Genomic DNA, 19,161 nt, shown 5'->3' with positions numbered 1-19,161 from the left:
AAAACAAACTTAAAAACTCATAATATGACAACAGGTAAAATTAATGTTTCAGTTGAAAACATCTTTCCCTTAATCAAGAAATTCTTATACAGTGATCATGAAATTTTCTTGCGAGAATTAATTTCGAATGGTACTGATGCAACTTTAAAACTAAAACACTTGACAAGCATTGGCGAAGCTAAAGTGGAATATGGTAATCCTATTATCGAAGTAAAAATCGACAAAGAAGGAAAGAAATTACACATCATCGATCAAGGTTTAGGAATGACCGCTGACGAAGTTGAAAAATACATCAACCAAGTTGCTTTTTCTGGAGCTGAAGAGTTTCTAGATAAATACAAAGATTCTGCTAAAGATTCTGGAATTATCGGTCACTTTGGTCTTGGATTCTATTCGGCTTTTATGGTTGCTGAAAAAGTTGAAATTATCACTAAATCTTTCAAAGATGAACCAGCTGCGCACTGGACATGTGATGGTAGCCCAGAATTCACATTAGAACCAGCTGACAAAACTACTCGCGGAACGGAGATCATTTTGCATATCGCTGAAGATTCGCTAGAATTTCTGGAAGAATCTAAAATTAGCGGTTTACTAAATAAGTACAATAAGTTCATGCCTATTCCAATTAAATTTGGAACAAAGACGGAAAAAATTGAGCAAAAAAAGGGTGAAGAAGTTGCTGAAGAAGATAAAGACAAAACTTTTACTGAAGTAGAAGTTGACAATATCATCAACAACCCAAATCCAGCTTGGACAAAACAACCAAGTGAATTAACTCCTGAGGATTACAAAACTTTCTATCATGAGTTGTATCCAATGCAGTTTGAAGAGCCATTATTCCACATTCACTTGAATGTTGATTATCCGTTTAATTTAACTGGTATTTTATATTTCCCAAAATTAGGTTCTGATTTACAAATTCAGAAAGACAAAATCCAATTGTACCAAAATCAGGTATATGTAACGGATAACGTAGAAGGAATTGTTCCTGAATTTTTAATGATGCTTAAAGGTGTTGTTGATTCGCCAGATATTCCATTGAACGTATCTCGTTCTGGATTGCAAGCAGATGCTGCGGTTAAGAAAATTTCAAATTACATTACTCGTAAAGTAGCAGATAAATTGAAATCGTTGTTTACGGAAAACCGTGCTGATTTCGAACAAAAATGGAATGACATTAAAATCGTTCTAGAATACGGAATGCTTTCTGAAGATAAATTTTATGAAAAAGCAGGTGCTTTTGTTTTATACCCAACAGTAGATGATAAATTTTACACGCTGGAAGAAATAAAAACAAATCTTGCCGCTAATCAAACAGATAAAGACGGTAAACTAGTAGTGTTATACGCTGGAAATAAGGAAGCGCAACACTCTTATATCGAAACAGCAAAAGAAAAAGGTTACGAAGTTTTATTACTGGACTCTCCTATTATCTCTCACTTGATTCAAAAAATTGAAGGTGATAACAGCAATATGACTTTTATCCGTGTCGATTCAGATCATATTGATAACTTAATCAAAAAAGAGGAAACTGCTATTTCTAAATTATCTGAAGAAGAGCAGACAAACTTGAAAACCGTTTTAGAAGCTATCGTTCCTAAACAAACGTACTCAGTTCAACTAGAAGCTTTAGACAGCAACGCATCACCATTTATCATCACGCAACCAGAATTCATGCGTAGAATGAAAGAAATGAGTCAATCCGGTGGTGGCGGAATGTTTGGAATGGGTAATATGCCAGAAATGTACAATTTAGTGGTAAATACTAACTCTGAGTTGGCGACTAACATTTTAAACAATAAGGACGCAGCAGCTCAAGAAAGCTTAATCAAACAAGCCCTTGACTTAGCTAAATTATCACAGAACCTTCTAAAAGGAGAAGCGCTTACCGCTTTTGTAAAAAGAAGTTTTGAGATGATTAAATAAATCCTCCCCTAACCCCTCGAAAGAGGGGAACTAAGACCTGCGAGTGCAAACTTGTGGGTCTTTTTTTTTGGAGCAGAGCGAATGATTTACATAAGAAGTTTTGTCCCGCTATTTACTGCAATCTTTGCTTTTGGCTATCGCCAAAGCAAAGGATTTTCGCTGCTATCGGGGCTAACTTAGAACGTCTTTTTTTATAATTTCTCATGAAAGAAATAAATATTTGTAAGAAAATTTTAATATATTTGGAATTATATAAATTAATCAAAGATATTCCGATTAACCCTAATTACGTTTGAGAAACAAAAATTTAGTGCATATAGTACTATTTAACTGCCGTTTAACTAAACCCATCTGCTAATTGAAATGAGAATTATAGAATGGAATTGCCAAGGGGCATTTAGACTAAAGAATAAAGAGATTTTAGATCTAAGACCGGACATTTTAATTGTCCCAGAGTGTGAACAAGAAGAAAAACTACAATTTGGACGCTTAACACCACAACCAAACGACTTTCTTTGGTATGGTGACACTGGAAAAAAAGGAATTGCAATTTTCTCGTACTCGAATTATAAATTTCGACTTTTAAAAGAATTCAATTCAAATTTTAGATACATAGTTCCACTGGAAGTTACAGATGGAACAAATTCGTTTTTATTATTTGCAATTTGGGCAATGGACAACAAACAAAATCCATTATCAAGATATATTGGACAAGTTTGGAACGCTATCAATTATTATCAAAAGAGCTTACAAGAGAATTCTATATTAATTGGTGATTTTAATAGCAATCAAATTTGGGATGAAAAAGAAAGAGTTGGCAACCACACAGATGTTGTGAATTTTTTAAAGTTACATAATATCGAAAGTCTATATCATAAGCAGTATAAAGAAGAACATGGAAAAGAAAGTAGAAAAACTTTTTTTATGTACCGAAAAATAGAAAGACCTTATCATATCGACTATGTATTTGCATCAAAAGAAATTATAAAAAATGGCTTCAATTTAAAACTTGAATCTTCTGAAAAATGGATAGATAAAAGCGACCATGTTCCAATTGTTTTAGATATTCAACCGTTTAAAAGCAAAATAATATCAAAAAACACTTATGAAGGCATTGCGTCCAAACATTTAAATAATCTGACAGATTTCACGAAGTCAAAATTTGAACAAAAAATTTATGAAAGTGTAATTTTAGCTAAAATTCTAGACGAAGAACCCGAGGACAAGATCAAAATTACTAAGCTTATCAATGATATTGAAATTTTAAAACAAATAGATAAATTAATAATACAATTACACAAAAATGAAACTTAACAGCTAGAGCAAAAAACAAATAAAGCCAGCAGTTAACAGCGATTTTGAAAGATTGCTAAATATTTGATAAATTCACGTTTATCTTTTTTTAGAAATTTCATCTTATCCGAAAACTCTCAGCTCGCTTACATCAGCAACTGTTGTTTAACGCGGGAACGTTAGCTTATATTTGACATAAAAACGAGAAAACTAATATATCAATAAAAACTAAATTATGGAAAAGTGGAATGAATTATGCTATATGCTCTCGGAAAACATTCCTTCTAATATGAGTGAACAATTATTTGAATTAAAGGTAATTCAAGCATTTGAAAAATTAGGATGGAGTGAATATAATAACGAAATAATAGTACGTGAAAGTATTCAAGTAGGAGCATCTAATAGAATCAGTCCAGATTTAGTATTGAAATCAAAAGAGTTGGGAAATCTTTTCGTAGTGGAAGTCAAAAAACCTTCTTTTGAAATTGATAATTTAACTTTTAAAGGACAATTATCATCTTATATGGGAATTATGAGAGTAGATGTAGGAATTCTTATTGGTAATAAAATACAGCTATTTTTAGATGGTAGATTTTTCAAAGAAAATGGAATCATCTTAATTGATGAAATCGATTTTGAAAGAGATAATAACAAAGGACTCAACTTTGTGAAATTATTTAGCAAAGAGAATTATAATAGAGAAAAAATTGAAAATTATGCTAAAGAAAAGACTCTAGAATCAAAAGAAATTGAAGGCTTTAAAAAATTAAAAAATCAATTACTTTCAGGTAATTACAATGAAAAAATAGTCACCTATTTGAAAACTGAACTCCTAAAAGAATATAACGAAAATATCATTGATAAAGTCTTTCAAATATTAGAAGTTAAAATTGCGAATAATAGTAATATATTCCCATTAATAAATCACGAAAGAAAAAGAATCAAAAAATATAACACATTTGAAAATGTCGATATTTCCACTAAAAAACTTCCAATAGGACAATATGTTCGAAAAACATTCAATGATTTGGTAAGTACCAATTCGATTGACAAAAGCGAAATTGAAAGATTGCAACAAGGGAGCTATTCAAAATTAACATTTGACATACAATTCCCTTTTTTAGCTAAAGAAAATTCAAAATATTATGAAAAAATAAGATATTGGAAAAACCCATATCACATAGACGGAGAATTTTATTTCGTTACTTCACAATGGTATGAAGTTCCTGCAAATAATGATAGACCGTACTATGAAGAGTGGCTAAATAAAATGAAACGATAAATGGCAGAAATTTAAAAAAAAGCTTGAAAAACTTGTGATTGAAAATCATACTTTCGAAAAAAACTACCATTATCTAATAGCCTTTTACCAAGATTGAATATCTAGTGGAATAAGCGTCATTTATATTATGATTATTGCGGCAGAAAATGACCCGACCGCGCGGATATATCAACACACTGATAGCGCGGATTTGCAATCCGTGCCCACAAACAAAGGCGAAGCAAAGAAATAAAAATGTCAACAAAATATAAAGCAACAACAACAGAGGAAACTTTTTTTATAACCATAACAACTGTAGGTTGGGTTGATGTATTTACTAGACTAAATCAAAAATATGTCATTATAAATGCTTTGCAACATTGTCAAACCCGACCGCGCGGATATATCAACTCACTGATAGCGCGGATTTGCAATCCGTGCCCACAAATTAAGGCAAAGTGAAGAAATAAAAATAGGCGACCACGCCGATATATCAACTCACTGCTAGCGCGGATTTGCAATCCGTGCCCACAAACTAAGGCAAACTAAAGAAATAAAAATGTCAACGAAATACAAAGCAACAACAACAGAGGAAGCTTTTTTTATAACCATAACAACTGTAGGTTGGGTTGATGTATTTACCAGACTAAATCAAAAATATGTCATTATAAATGCTTTGCAACATTGCCAAACAAATAAAGGATTAGAAATTTATGCATATTGCATTATGAGTAGTCACATTCATTTGCTTTGTAAGGCAACAAATGCTTTTATATTATCGGATGTTATACGTGATTTTAAAAAATTTACGTCAAAAAAGATTATTCAGACAATTATCGATGAGCCCGAGAGTAGAAGAGAATGGATGCTAGATTATTTTGAAAAAGCATGTGCACATCTCAAAAGGGAACAGCATTATAAGATTTGGCAAGATGGATATCATGCAGAAATAGTCGAATCGAATTGGTTTATAAAACAAAAATTAAATTACATACATAATAATCCTGTAAAGGATAAGATTGTTTTGTTAGCTGAAGATTATTTTTTCAGTTCAGCGAGAAATTACGCCAGATTAGACAATGATTTAGAAGTTGTTTTATTAGATATATTTTAGTTTAAAGTAAGAGTTTTATTATTGATAAAGGCATATTAGAAAATCGCTGTGGGCACGGATTGCAAATCCGCGCTATCGTTGTGAGTAGATCTGCGCCGACGAGTTATTAATAAACTTATAGTAGAAAATAGCTGTAGGCACGGATTACAAATCCGCACAATCGTTGTGACTAGATAGATCTGAACGATCAAGCGTATTTATTAGCCAACGTTCTATAGCCAAGTAACTTTATGAAAATATTAATATGAGTATAAAAATAATAATTGTTATTACTCCAGGAACGTAATCTATTTTTGGCTTTTCAGATTCCATTATATATTATTTTTTAATTATGTATTGCACTTTCATGATTGCTTTCCACTTAGTAAATTTAACAATATAATTTTAAATACGCTACTTATAGGATTATGATTAATAAACAATGATAATAAGATCGCACTTCGAGTAGCAAACATCTTCATTAACGATAGCAAGTAAATTATTCTTAAAAAGAATAGCTCTTTCAATAGAAATAAAAGTTGTATAACTATTTTGGGCACGAGCGTGGCTGTAGCGCTAAGGGTGGAAACAAAAGCAGTTACAATTCCAATTAAAATATTTAATGAAAGATAATCTTTTAGACTTTAAAAAAAAATTAGTTATTTAGTTTTTGTGACATCTATTGCGCTATTATATATGCAACTAACCTTTTCATAAATTATGTGTTATATTTGAAACAATAGTCAAACTATTTTCAATAAACTTCTACCATCAAAAAAAATACTAACAATTAAATCCAGTATCAAATGAAACAAATTTACTTTTTAATTTTATTTACTTTTTTATCTTTCAATGTATCAGCAATGCAAATATTTGCAAAAACTTTAACTGGAAAAACTATTGCACTTGAAGTAGAACCCAGTGATTCAATTGAAATTATAAAAGCTAAGATTTATGATAAAGAAGGCATTCCTATAGAAGATCAAATATTAAAATTTGGTGGAGCAACCCTAGAAGACGATAAGACTTTAGCAGATTACAATATACAAAAAGAGAGTACAATTCACATATTTCAAGCTTCGCTCGGGATTTCGAACAACAATGAAATAAATACTGGACTAAAAGTATTTCCTAATCCTTCTGCTGTATATCTGACTGTTTCAGGATTAACGGAAGATAAAAATTATACTATTTTTAACCTTACAGGAAATATAGCAAAAAGAGGAATCACAGGCGATCAAGAGAAAATAAATATTCAAAGTTTACCTACAGGAGTTTACTTCTTGAAATTTGAAAATGGAAGTGTAGCGAAATTCATAAAAGAATAAAGCAAAGTCTGATCTGTTTTGCTTAAAGAAATAATTACCTATTAGGCATTTATGGAACAAGCTCAATCAATATCTTGTGCAAGTGTAAACGTCCAGCTTATTCTAATCAACATGGGCAAACAGATTTAGTTAATTTTTTCGATTAAAGAATAATAGCTTATTTTAATTTAAATAAGAGTGCTATTTAATCTACTATTCGCCAACCTTGAAAATTAAATTTAATTAAATTCCTCCCTGACTTTACTATAAAAACATATCACTACAGACATGAAAACAAAGAAAATAATTTATTTAGGAACACTTTTTTTATTCGTTGCAACAATTTATTCTTGCAAAACAATTCCTGAAAATGCAACAGCAGTGAAGCCATTTAATAAAGAGAAATATCTCGGAAAATGGTATGAAATCGCTAGATTAGATTTTATGTTTGAGAAGAATCTAAATAATACTACCGCAGAATATTCTATAAGGGAAGACGGTAAAATTAAAGTCGATAACAAAGGATACAATATAAAAAAAGGCAAGTGGACGCAAGCAATTGGAAAGGCTAAATTTGTTGGTGATGAAGATATTGCAATGCTGAAAGTGTCTTTCTTTGGACCTTTTTACGCTGGTTATAATGTAATTGCAATTGATAAGGAGTATAAGTATGCTTTAGTCGCAGGAAAGAGTACAAAGTATCTCTGGATTTTATCTCGACAAAATACTATTCCGGAGAATACTAAAAATGATTACTTAAAAATTGCTGAGCGTATAGGCTATAATGTCAAAGATCTTATTTGGGTAAAACATGATAAAAAAAAGTAAGATTAGCATACCATAAACTTACTCAATTATTGAATTTGGCTAACTCTGCTGTTGATTTTTTTGGATATTCTGTAAGACAATTTTAAGCAAATTTAAATACGATTAACCAACAAACTATAGAAATAAATGAACGATAATAGGCTGTCAAAAAACAATAACGAAGATCTAATAAATGAGAAAAAAAATGTAAATTCAACTACTATTCTTAACGCAGTCTTGATTGGACTTCTTGTTGGGATTTCAATTTACAGCACCGCAAAAAATGGACTTGGATTTTTTACCTTTTTTCCACTATTCTTTGTTTATCTTTTGATTAGAAGAAGAAAAATAGTTAAAAAATAATATATTTTCCCTGCTTTTTATAGGTATAATTCTAGCGTATAAGTAATTTTAGCCAGCAAATAAAATAAATCATAAACATGAATAAAATTCTTAAAGTTGCTTTGTTATTTACACTGTTCATTTCAGCGCACATAGTTTTTGCTCAAAAAAGTGACTTCGAATATTATATTGCTGGTACGGACCAAAAACTCTACATTTTAAACCAAGATGGTAAACCGATTAGTAACGAAACCTATTCTTATATTGGAGAGTTTTCTGAAGGGTTATTTTTAATTGAAAAAAGCGGGAAATTTGGATATATTGATAAGAAGGGTGCAATCGTCCTACCTTTTATATACGATCAGGCATCTAAAGTAATGAACGGAGTTGCAGCAGTCCAAATTAATGGGAAATATGGCCTGATAGATCGAAAGGGAAAGTATAAAATTATACCACAATATGAAGAACTTTATTTTGAAAATAATGATTCCGGTTTATTGAAGTTTAAAAACAACGGATTATACGGTCTAATTAATAAAAGTGGCAAAGTAATCATTCCTAATAAATATGAAAATCTTGGCGATATTGAAAATGGTTTTGTTGCAGCAAAAAGTAATGGTAATTATGGCTTGATAGACCTTAAGGATAATGTTATTGCACCATTTAATTATACTTATTTAGGCAGTGTAAAAAACGGATATTCATTTTCATTTAGTGAAAAAGGTAATCCTAAAATGGGTCTGATGAATTTAAGCGGGAAAGTGCTTTTAAATCCAGTTTACGATCATATTTATACGTCACGTGATGAAGTTAGATTAATCGAAAACAGAAAAAAAGGCATCGCTAATAAATACGGAACTGTACTGCTAATACCGGAATACAGAAGTGATTTTGAAGGTTTCAACGACGGATTAATGCTTTTAGAGAAAGATGGAAAATTTGGTTTTACGAACATAAATGGCCAAATTGTAATTGATTTAATTTACGACGCAGCTAGACCTTTCAGCGAAGGTTTAGCGCCAGTTTTAAAAGATGGCAAATGGGGATTTATAAATAAAAAAGGTGAAACCAGTATTGATTTTAAATTCGTTGGCGTGATGGTGTCTTTCCACGATGGTTTTGCAGCTTATGGAAAGAGAAAAGTTTCATCAGGCGGACATTATACTACTGATAAGTGGGGATTGATTGATAAAAAGGGAAACATAGTAATTCAAAACAAATATGACAATGTAATGGTTGCTTATAACAATAATTTTATAGTTGAACTAAACGGTAAGAAATTACTAATTAATGATAAGGAGGAAGTTATAGCACTGTTAAAATACGAGGAAAGTCCAGTGACAATTAGCAATTAAAATTAGTTCAATTTTAATTTTATTAAAATTTCATATTTTCTAATCGTAATACCAAATGGTATTCTTTTACATAACGTACAATCAAATATTTCTAATTCCAGATTTTGACAACTCATAAACATTGTTTTTATTACTACTTTAAACAAATTATTGATGCTGTTTTCAGTATGTAATTCTTTTAAAAAAGACTTTATCAATAGGCAAAATTATACAAGAAAAGTATTTCAGCATTACACGTATTTATATTGTAGTTTTGACCCTCATCCCCAAAAACGCAAAAATTAGCAGTATTGTTAACCAAGCGTGGCAAAAAATCTCAAATCTATGTGGTGGCATTATCTTTTAGTTTTCCTAGGCGCTTTATTATTTGACATAGTACCTTTTCCGTTTGCACCAGCGTTTACGATAATGGTCTTTTTCCAAATCCTATTTAGTTTAAATGTTTGGGCTGTTATTGTTATTGGAGTATTAGGTTCCGTTATTGGTCGCTATATTCTGCTTCTCTACGCTCCGTTAATGGCAAATAAGCTTTTAAAAGCTTCTAAAAATGAAGACATTAAATTTCTTGGTGATAAAATGAATGAGAACAAATGGAAAGGCGCTTTAGTTGTACTCGCGTATTCATTGTTACCTCTTCCTACCACACCTCTTTTTTTAGGGGCTGGAATTTCAAAAATTAAACCCATTTATATTATTATTCCTTTTTTAATTGGGAAATTCACTAGTGATACCATCGCTTTACACTTAGGTAAATTTGCTGCTGAAAATCAACAAGACATTATTGACAATATCTTTTCGTGGCAGTCTATCGCTAGCTTTATGCTTGGATTCTTTATGTTATTTTGCTTGTTTTTTATCGATTGGCGTACCTTGATCCAAAATAAAAAATTAGCTTTTGATTTCAAAATCCTAAATTAATTTTTTCATCCACTATTTTACTAATCCAATTTTGGATTAACGGTCGAATATCTTCATCAAAACATTTATTTTTTTATCGTAACTTAGGATTAAAATTAAGACGATGAAAGTACTTTATATAATTTTGGGAATTTCTGCCGTTGTGTTTGCAGCAGTTCAACTATTCGCCATTAACGGCCAACAAAGCATTGAAACTTATCCTTATAAAGTTGTGAAAAAATACAGTAGTTTTGAAGTGCGCAGTTACGAAGCAACATTGTTTACGGCTGTTAAAATGTCTGGGAATAAATATAAAGAATCCTCTAGTAAAGGATTTTCAGTACTAGCGGGATATATTTTTGGTGGGAACAAAGATAATGAAAAAATCGCAATGACTTCACCTGTAGCAATGTCATTAGGAGATTCAACCACCATGATGTTTATGGTTCCTAAAAAATTTAAGAGAGAAACGCTTCCACAACCTAATGAATCCCAAATCGAATTCCGCGAAGAACCTGCTAAAACTGTTGCTGCAATAACCTTTGGAGGTTGGGCTGATGATCAAAAAATAGCAACTAATAAGCAAAAGTTAATCGCAGCTCTTGAAGTTGAAGGAATTAAATATACCGATAGATTTTACTTTTTAGGCTACAATCCACCTTTTGAAGTCTTCGATCGAAAAAATGAAATTATTGTAGAGCTAGAGAAAAGCACTGCAGACAGTTTCAAGTTATAAAAAATTCGTATGCACAAAAAGTTGTTGTTCTTTGATCTAACCAATTCAGACGCTAAACAAATTGCAGTGAAACAACAATTACTAGAATTACATCAGTTTTAAATCATTTTTTCAATAGTAACCTATCGTCCTGTAGATTCTCTTTTACAGGATTTTTTATTTTTAAAAACTACCGTTAAACCTTTTAATCCTATTATAGTCTTATCAATAGTTTTAACCCAACTCGCAACATTATGGACAATAACATACTTTGGTCATTACGCCTTGGTTTTTCTAGTAAAGAAGCAAAAGCCATTTTAGATTTGGGTTTGACAAAATTCCTTGAAAAGTCTTTTTCTTCGAAAGTAAAAAATGAAATTCCTAATTTCCTTGAAAATAGCCCAAAGACTTTTGACGATTTTAAACAACTCCGAATGCAATATAAAACTGACGGAATTGAAGCGCGAAAGCAACTTCGAATTGCAGAAGCAAAGGTTTCATTGGATATGAAAACATCTTGGATTGAAAAAATGAGAACGGAAGAATTTCCGCTTCGAGAGAAAATGACTTGTTTTTGGCATAACCATTATGTGGCCACATTTCAAAAAGTAAAAGTCAATTATTACATTTATCAACACCAACAAATACTTGAAGAAAATGCATTTGGTAATTTTAGAGAGTTGACTAAAAAAATCTTAAAGAGCAATGCCATGGTTCGCTATTTGGATAACACCGATAACAAAAAAGGCAAAAACAATGAGAATTTGAGCCGGGAGTTATTAGAATTATTTACTCTTGGAATTGGAAATTATACCGAATCTGATATAAAAAATGGCGCTAAAGCTCTTGCTGGTTTAGGAATTGCTGAAGACGGAGCTAAATACCGTCGCGCATTAGAAGATAATGATTCGAAAACTTACTTCGGAAAAACTGGAAACTTTAAATCAGATGATCTGGTTGATATTATTTTCGAACAAAAAGAAATTCCTTACTTGATCACTCGAAAAATCTTGGCTTGGTTTATTTACGACACGCCACAAGATGTCTTAGTTAAATATTACGGTGACTATTTCAGAGAAATGGATTTTGAAATCAAACCTTTACTGACCAAAATTTTTACTGAAGAATTCACAAAAAATAATGCAGGTTCAAAAATTAAAAATCCTCTCGAATATACTTTACAATTAATCTCAGAATTAAATATTGAAAATGTTAATCCTAAAACGATTGTATCTTTTATAAAAGAACAAGGAATGGATTTATACAATCAACCAAATGTAAAAGGTTGGATAGGTGGTAATTCTTGGTTGACCTCACAAGTTTATTTACAACGAAATACTGTTGCGGACTTGCTTTGCAGTGGACGTGGCTTGAATAGAAAAGCGATTAAATCGAAAGAGGAGATGAATGACAAGAATCGCAAAATAAATGGTGCTAAAATTGAGTGGAACAACAGCGGAAATAATAAACAAATTATTGCTGAATTAAAGGAACGCCTACTTTATAATGTTGATGAAGCCACTCAAAAAGACTTTGAAACGATTATAAAATATGATTTCAATTCAAAAGCCGTAAATGCAGACCAAGTTGTTATGCGATTAGTAAACGCAATGGTAAAATTGCCAGAGTATCAATTAATTTAAAATTCTTGAAAATGAACAGAAGAAACTTTTTGACACTTACAGGTACATTTACTGGTGGAGCGCTACTATTACCTGATTTTCTACATGCATTTGGTTCACAAAAAAGCACAATTATTGGCGATCAATGTGTTGTTTTTGTACAACTCAGTGGAGGAAACGATGGATTAAACACGTTTGTTCCTTTTGATAATCCGCTATATTATGACTTGCGTCCAAAAATAGCTTTGTCTAAAAATGATGTGGTAGGGAAAAATCAAGGCATGGCTTTTCATCCTGCTTTAAAAGGTTTTGCAGAGATGCAGCAAAATGGAGATTTATCGGTGATTCAAAATGTAGGATATCCAGAGCCAAATCGCTCTCATTTTAGAAGTCAAGAAATTTGGCAAACCGCATCAGCTTCTAATCAATATATCAATGAAGGTTGGCTGGGTCGCTATCTCGATTTACAATGTAAAGAGCATCAACCTACCGCTGGAATCAACTTAGATAACATTGACAATCTAGCTTTAAAAGGTCTAGAACCTAATTCTATTACTGTTAAGAATCCAAATATTTTTAAAACTAAAAATCAAAAAGAGGAAGCTGGCACTTTATCTTCAAATCCCCACTTAGATTTTGTTCGAAAAATCGCCAATTCAGTAACAGAAGGTTCTGATGAAATTCAGAAGGCATTGACAAAGTCGACAGCAGAAATTAGTTACCCAAAAACAGGTTTGTCTACAAATTTAGCTTGGATTGCCCGATTAATAAAAGGAAATCTAAATTCAAAAGTCTATTATACATCGCTAAATGGTTTTGACACACATGATAATCAACTAGGCATCCAGAATAATAAATTAACCGAATTAAATGATGCGCTTTTCAGTTTTTACACTGATTTAAAAAAGGCTTCTTTGATGCAAAATGTCACGGTTGTGGTGTTTTCAGAATTTGGACGACGAGTAAAAGACAATGGAAACGGAACCGATCACGGAACTGCCGCACCTATGTTCGTCATTGGCGGTAATAACAAAGGAAAAATTATTGGAAACAATCCTAATCTTTCTGATTTAGATCAAGGAGATTTAAAGTACGAAACAGATTTTAGAAGTGTTTACGCTAGTTTACTGAAAGACAAACTAGACTTTGATTACACTACAATAGGAATTCAAAACAAAGCTTTAAAAGGACTATTTTAGAAATTTGTGATTACAGATTAACGATTTTTGATTGAAGATTTTGTGGTTGAAAATAAATTATTTACTTACCGAGATTCTCACATCAAAAATCGTTAATCACAGATCTTAAATAAAAATTATTGATTCAATGTTCCTTCGCTCTCTTCTTTCTTTTCTTTATTTAGTAAACTTGGATCTTCTTTAGCTAACTTATTTTTAGTTGGAATTTTATAATTTACACTAAATCCAAAACGACGCGAATCACTTTTATTAGATAATAGCAACGGCGTGTTGTATGAACTAACAACGGTGCGATTAGAATTGAAAATATCATCAGCACTAACAGATAGCGAAACTTGTCCTTTGAAAAACTTTTTCGAAAAGGTTAAGTCAACTGTATTTCTCATTGGTTTTTCTACAATAAAATAGACATAATTCCCTTTTGGAAACATATAATTGAAGTTGGCAATAAACTTAATCTCTTTTGGTAATACAATTTGTGACATCAAATTAAACATCCAAAAACCATTGGTTTTTATATCTGGAATTTGGTGATATTGATATGCTGTATAAACATATAGAAAGTTCATCGTATCAGGATTAACATTCATTTTCATAGTTTCTTTCAGTCCTTCAGTAAATAACATATAAGGAATAGGCATTCCAATATTAAAGTTATGAACCTTGATTTCTGGTACGTTCACACTAGTATTAACAACAACGTCGTTTGTTAATAAAACTCTATTTACCACCTGGTTTTTAGCAGAACTCACATTATATCCAATAAATGCGTAATCGAAAGCACTTAATTTAACTTCGTAGTTATCGAAAATAGTAGGCTGTAAATTCGGGTTTCCAGTGTAATCTACATTTGGATTTTGATAGTTCGTATTATTTGGATTTAAAGAAGAAGTGCTAGGTAAACTGATTTTCTTATTGTAGTTAACATTAAAATAAATAGCATCGTCAAAGTTATATTGCGCGCTTGCATTTGGAAAAAAACGAAACTGTTTAAAAGGAATTAATGCAGCGGTATTTGTTTTTCCACTGATGTTATAATCTTCTGCTCGACCACCAACAATAAAATTAAATTTATCAAATTTAGTTTGTAATTCACCATAAGCGGCGATAGTTTGTCGTTGATAATCCAGATTAACAACATTCATATTTTGAGCTTCAAAAAGTAGCGATTCGTACAGAGCGCCGAAACTTAATTTCCCTTCGTCAGAAAATGCGATTGGTTGTGAATAATCAACCTTAGCATTGTATAATTTCTGATCAGATGCGTTGTCTAGTATGGAAGTATTGTTAATTCTTGAGTTTAGTATAAAGTCATTTTGACTGTCTTTAAAATTGAACTTAAATTCTAATTTCTTTGCTTTATCATCAAACTTTTTTTGGTACGTAACAACAAAATCTTGGCGTAAACCGTCTGTAAATGAATCGTCATTTGTAGTAAAACCAACTCCATTTCCTATTGTATTACTGCTGTTATTACTATAGTTCAAATCATAGTTAAGCAACAAGCGATCTTTGTCTAAGTCAAAAGTCAAAGCTGACTTTACAAAATTAGTTCTTCCTATTCGATCAGCATTTGTAGCAGAAAGTATTGAGCTTGCATTATTCTCATTTTTGGTCAATGAAGTAAATAAAGTGCTCTCATAATAACTTTGACCTAGATTTAGCTGCCAACCAAAATATTTATTTTTAGCACTCAACAGTAAACTATTATTTACGCGCCATCTTAAGCGATCGTAACTCGTTACATTAGTGCTATTAGTATAAGTAGCACTCAAATATTTTTTAGCGTTTGCATTCGTAATAATATTCATAATCGCGCCACCTGAAGTTGCTGGAAATTCAGCACCTGGTTGCGTTATAATTTCGATTTTTTCAATCGCATTTGCTGGCATTCCTTCTAGAAATGAATTTAGTTCATTTGTAGTAATGTTCAATGGTCTTCCATCTAAATAAACATCTAGTTGCTTGCCTTGATACATCATTCCTGCAATATCAGAAGCGATAAGACCGGGTAACTTTTTAATTCCTTCTAACACAGAACCGGAGTTCAAACTAGGTTGATTTGCAAAATCAAATATGGTACGGTCTGCTTTTTGTTCTACAGCTTTTTTGACTTTTACGATAGACACTTCGTTTAACTCTACCGCTTTTGCAGGCGTTTCTTGAGCCGTTATTGTAAAAAGACCTCCTAAAAGAAATAGGACTAAAAAGAAATTATTTTTCATCATTTAAGTTTTACTATCTATATAGACTCTTGTTAGGACTAATTGTTACATTTAAAACAGCTTATTATTAATGAAATACAACTTTGCTAAAAATTGCTTCAGTTGTATTAGTGTAATTGGCGCGCTATTTTTAGTAAGAATTTAAAATAGATTTGTAGTTGCAGGATATAAACTAAGGATTAATCACGCTTACCTTGTAACTAAAGCCTATCTTTGCCAGCTTTTTAAAATTTAAAAAAATGACAAAGAACAGCGTATTAAAAGGAGTTTTCTTAGTGGCTATAGGCGCAACGAGCTACGGAATGCTAGCGACTTTTGTAAAAATAGCTTATGGCGAAGGGTTTACAACTGCCGAAGTAACTACTTCGCAATTTATATATGGGATTATTGGGATATTTATTTTGAATCTATTTCAAAAGGTAAAAAATAAAAACACAGCAATAAAAGCTACAAAAAAGAATATTGTTCATTTAATGTTGGCAGGAACTTCATTAGGAACGACCAGTCTTTTTTATTATTTGGCTGTTAAATACATTCCCGTATCAATTGGTATTGTCTTACTGATGCAAACGGTTTGGATGGGAGTTTTGTTAGAAATGATTTTAGAGAAAAAAATCCCTTCGACACAAAAAATAGTTTCAGTTGTTATTGTTTTAATTGGAACGGCACTTGCAACTAATTTGATCAATAACGAAGTACAATTAGATTGGCGCGGAATTATGTGGGGCTTTTTGGCGGCAGCCTCATTCACTACTACTATGTTTACAGCAAATCGTGTCGCAGTTAATATTTCGTCTGCACAGCGCAGTCTCTATATGATTTTAGGAGGTGCAGTAATTGTTTTTACTTTTGCTTTGTTTACACAAGTTACTCCGTTCAACTACGACATTTTTATAAAATGGGGAATTATTATGGCTCTTTTTGGAACTATTATTCCACCTATGCTTTTGAATGCAGGCTTTCCACTGACTGGTATTGGACTGGGAAGTATTGTATCAGCATTAGAGCTACCAGTTTCAGTAACGATGGCGTATACTCTACTAAATGAAAATGTAGAACCACTACAATGGTTTGGAATTCTTTTAATTATAGTTGCTATCGTAATCATGAATGTGAATTTCAAAAAAGGAGTTTCAGCAAATACCCATTAAAACTTTAAAAAAACACAATTGAAGTCATTGATTTTTTCATAAATTCGTAAGAAACAAATTTAGTATGGAATTACATTGGCATATATATGTGATGGCGTTTATCTATGTAATCGCAGGAATCAATCATTTTAGAAATCCTCGTCTTTATATCAAAATTATTCCGCCCTATTTCCCAAATCCAAAAGCCTTAAATGCGATAAGTGGAATTGCCGAGATACTATTAGGCATTGGATTATGCATTCCTGTCGTATCTAATTATGCTGCATGGGGCGTAATCGCTTTGTTGATTGCAATTTTTCCAACACACATTTATATGTATTTTGACGAAAAAGCACGAATGGGATTACCTAAATGGGTTTTGCTTTTACGAATGCCTTTACAGCTAGCGTTAATCTACTGGGCTTATCAATATACGTAGACCAATGAATTCATTATTCGACTCCTCGCGAGAACCTTTATTTTTAGGATTAGCTGATGCTGACATTATTTACTATCCTGAATTTTTCGATAAAACATCTGCCGACTTAATGTTTGCTGAATTACAAAAAGATGTTTTGTGGCAGCAGGATCAAATTAGAGTTTATGGCAAGGTTCACCCACAACCGCGACTAACCGCTTTGTATGGAAATGAAGGTCTGAACTATTCCTATTCCAATATTAAAATGCAACCTCATCCATGGAATTTGCTTTTGCAAAAGATAAAAACAGCAGTTGAAAATGTTTCCAAAAATGAATTTAGCACTGTTTTACTTAATTATTATCGCAATGGCAAAGACAGTAATGGCTGGCATGCTGACAACGAAAAAGAATTAGGTACAAATCCAATAATTGCATCGGTAAGTTTTGGTGCTGAACGTGTTTTCCAGTTAAAACACAATACTGACAAAGAGCAAAAAAGAAGTATTATTTTGCAACATGGTAGTTTACTGCTGATGAAAGGAACAACTCAGCATTTCTGGAAACATCAAATCCCCAAAACTGCAAAGCATATTGGATCCCGAATAAACCTCACGTTCAGACTTATAAAGTAATATTTGTATTCAAAATTTATTATATTTGATACTAGTATTTTTATTTATGAATGATCTCATTTCATATTTTTCTACAATATCTTCCTCTCATAGAAGTCTAATCTTAGTGAGCGGAATTACCATATTTTGGCTAATCGAAAATGCCTTTCCACTCTTTAAATTTAATTATAAGAAATGGCATCACGCAGGAATAAATATTTTCTTGACGGGAACTACTATCATAGTTAATTTTTTCTTGGCTTTTATTTTATTAAAAACAGCAGATTGGACTATTTCCAATAATTTTGGCATCTTGCAGTGGCTTCCTGAAATGTCGATTTGGCTTTATGCGCTTGTGGGACTACTTTTACTCGATTTAATTGGAGCTTACTTGGTTCATTTAGTGGAGCACAAAGTGAAGGTTTTATGGCGCTTCCACCTTATTCATCATACTGATACTTGGATTGACACTACAACGGCCAATAGACACCATCCTGGGGAAAGTATTATTCGATTTACATTTACAGCATTAGGAGTTTTAATTATTGGAACACCGATGTGGATGGTGTTTCTTTACCAAACTTTATCTGTAATTGCGACACAATTTAACCACGCTAATATCTCACTACCAAAAAAATTAGACACGCTTTTAAGTTATATTATCGTTTCACCAGACATGCATAAAGTACATCACCATCACGTTTTGCCCTACACTGATAGTAATTATGGAAATATATTTTCTGTTTGGGATCGGTTGTTTGGCACTTTTATGAAATTACCAAACGAGGAAATCGTGTATGGAATAGACACGCATCCCAACGCAAAGCAGCACAATGACTTAAAAAATTTATTGAAAATACCTTTTCAAAAACAGCCAATTAAATAAATAAACAAAATTGTATAAAAAAACAGATCTTTTGATAATATCTAAGTAAATTTTTCTTAATATTGGTACCAA

General features: G+C 31.7%; 16 protein-coding genes and 1 pseudogene. 16 read left to right on the top strand and 1 reads right to left on the bottom strand.

Annotation, left to right across the window (positions count from 1 at the left end; genetic code table 11):
- The first annotated feature begins 24 nt into the window (after positions 1–24).
- From htpG to RCH19_RS07375, 12 genes and pseudogenes are all read left to right on the top strand, one after another.
- Positions 25–1,926, top strand: coding sequence for a molecular chaperone HtpG (gene htpG, locus RCH19_RS07430; protein ID WP_343022686.1), 1,902 nt, complete (start codon positions 25–27; stop codon positions 1,924–1,926).
- 363 nt (positions 1,927–2,289) lie between these two features.
- Positions 2,290–3,240, top strand: a complete 951-nt coding sequence (locus RCH19_RS07425; protein ID WP_343022685.1) for an endonuclease/exonuclease/phosphatase family protein — start codon at positions 2,290–2,292, stop codon at positions 3,238–3,240.
- Positions 3,241–3,454: 214 nt separating this feature from the next.
- Positions 3,455–4,501 (top strand): hypothetical protein, encoded by a 1,047-nt coding sequence (locus RCH19_RS07420; RefSeq protein WP_343022684.1) that lies wholly within the window; start codon positions 3,455–3,457, stop codon positions 4,499–4,501.
- 234 nt (positions 4,502–4,735) lie between these two features.
- Positions 4,736–4,867 (top strand): annotated as a pseudogene (locus RCH19_RS07415) (transposase); the annotation flags it as partial.
- 172 nt (positions 4,868–5,039) lie between these two features.
- Positions 5,040–5,594, top strand: coding sequence for a transposase (locus RCH19_RS07410; RefSeq protein WP_343022683.1), 555 nt, complete (start codon positions 5,040–5,042; stop codon positions 5,592–5,594).
- 785 nt (positions 5,595–6,379) lie between these two features.
- The gene (locus tag RCH19_RS07405) at positions 6,380–6,901 is read left to right on the top strand and encodes a ubiquitin-like protein (RefSeq protein ID WP_343022682.1); all 522 of its coding nucleotides are present in this window, start codon (positions 6,380–6,382) and stop codon (positions 6,899–6,901) included.
- A 267-nt stretch (positions 6,902–7,168) separates the two neighbouring features.
- A complete protein-coding gene (locus tag RCH19_RS07400) occupies positions 7,169–7,708 on the top strand; it encodes a lipocalin family protein (RefSeq protein ID WP_343022681.1) in 540 nt (179 codons plus the stop codon).
- Between the two features lie 419 nt (positions 7,709–8,127).
- Positions 8,128–9,384: a WG repeat-containing protein gene (locus RCH19_RS07395; protein ID WP_343022680.1), complete on the top strand. Its 1,257-nt coding sequence runs from the start codon at positions 8,128–8,130 to the stop codon at positions 9,382–9,384.
- Positions 9,385–9,708: 324 nt separating this feature from the next.
- Positions 9,709–10,302, top strand: coding sequence for a hypothetical protein (locus tag RCH19_RS07390; protein WP_121925902.1), 594 nt, complete (start codon positions 9,709–9,711; stop codon positions 10,300–10,302).
- A 103-nt stretch (positions 10,303–10,405) separates the two neighbouring features.
- Positions 10,406–11,017, top strand: a complete 612-nt coding sequence (locus RCH19_RS07385) for a heme-binding protein (RefSeq protein ID WP_343022679.1) — start codon at positions 10,406–10,408, stop codon at positions 11,015–11,017.
- 233 nt (positions 11,018–11,250) lie between these two features.
- Positions 11,251–12,639: a DUF1800 domain-containing protein gene (locus RCH19_RS07380; protein ID WP_343022678.1), complete on the top strand. Its 1,389-nt coding sequence runs from the start codon at positions 11,251–11,253 to the stop codon at positions 12,637–12,639.
- Positions 12,640–12,650: 11 nt separating this feature from the next.
- Entirely contained in the window at positions 12,651–13,817 is a 1,167-nt protein-coding gene (locus tag RCH19_RS07375) for a DUF1501 domain-containing protein (protein WP_343022677.1), read from the top strand.
- Between the two features lie 116 nt (positions 13,818–13,933).
- Here RCH19_RS07375 and RCH19_RS07370 read toward each other — a convergent pair whose 3' ends face one another.
- Positions 13,934–16,042: a TonB-dependent receptor gene (locus tag RCH19_RS07370; RefSeq protein ID WP_343022725.1), complete on the bottom strand. Its 2,109-nt coding sequence runs from the start codon at positions 16,040–16,042 to the stop codon at positions 13,934–13,936.
- A 239-nt stretch (positions 16,043–16,281) separates the two neighbouring features.
- Between RCH19_RS07370 and RCH19_RS07365 the strand changes: the two genes are divergently transcribed.
- The 4 genes from RCH19_RS07365 (at position 16,282) to RCH19_RS07350 (ending at position 19,089) form a co-directional block, all read left to right on the top strand.
- Entirely contained in the window at positions 16,282–17,193 is a 912-nt protein-coding gene (locus tag RCH19_RS07365; RefSeq protein ID WP_343022676.1) for a DMT family transporter, read from the top strand.
- 64 nt (positions 17,194–17,257) lie between these two features.
- Positions 17,258–17,611 carry a DoxX family protein gene (locus RCH19_RS07360; RefSeq protein WP_343022675.1) on the top strand — a complete coding sequence of 118 codons (354 nt, stop codon included), beginning with the start codon at positions 17,258–17,260 and terminating at the stop codon, positions 17,609–17,611.
- 4 nt (positions 17,612–17,615) lie between these two features.
- Positions 17,616–18,224, top strand: a complete 609-nt coding sequence (locus RCH19_RS07355) for an alpha-ketoglutarate-dependent dioxygenase AlkB (RefSeq protein WP_343022674.1) — start codon at positions 17,616–17,618, stop codon at positions 18,222–18,224.
- Positions 18,225–18,270: 46 nt separating this feature from the next.
- Positions 18,271–19,089, top strand: a complete 819-nt coding sequence (locus RCH19_RS07350) for a sterol desaturase family protein (protein ID WP_343022673.1) — start codon at positions 18,271–18,273, stop codon at positions 19,087–19,089.
- Positions 19,090–19,161: the final 72 nt, after the last annotated feature.

The organism is Flavobacterium sp. PL12 (assembly GCF_039123485.1).
Lineage (GTDB): Bacteria > Bacteroidota > Bacteroidia > Flavobacteriales > Flavobacteriaceae > Flavobacterium > Flavobacterium weaverense.
Note: the sequence above shows the minus strand (reverse complement) of the source record. Positions and strands in the feature narration are given on the sequence as shown.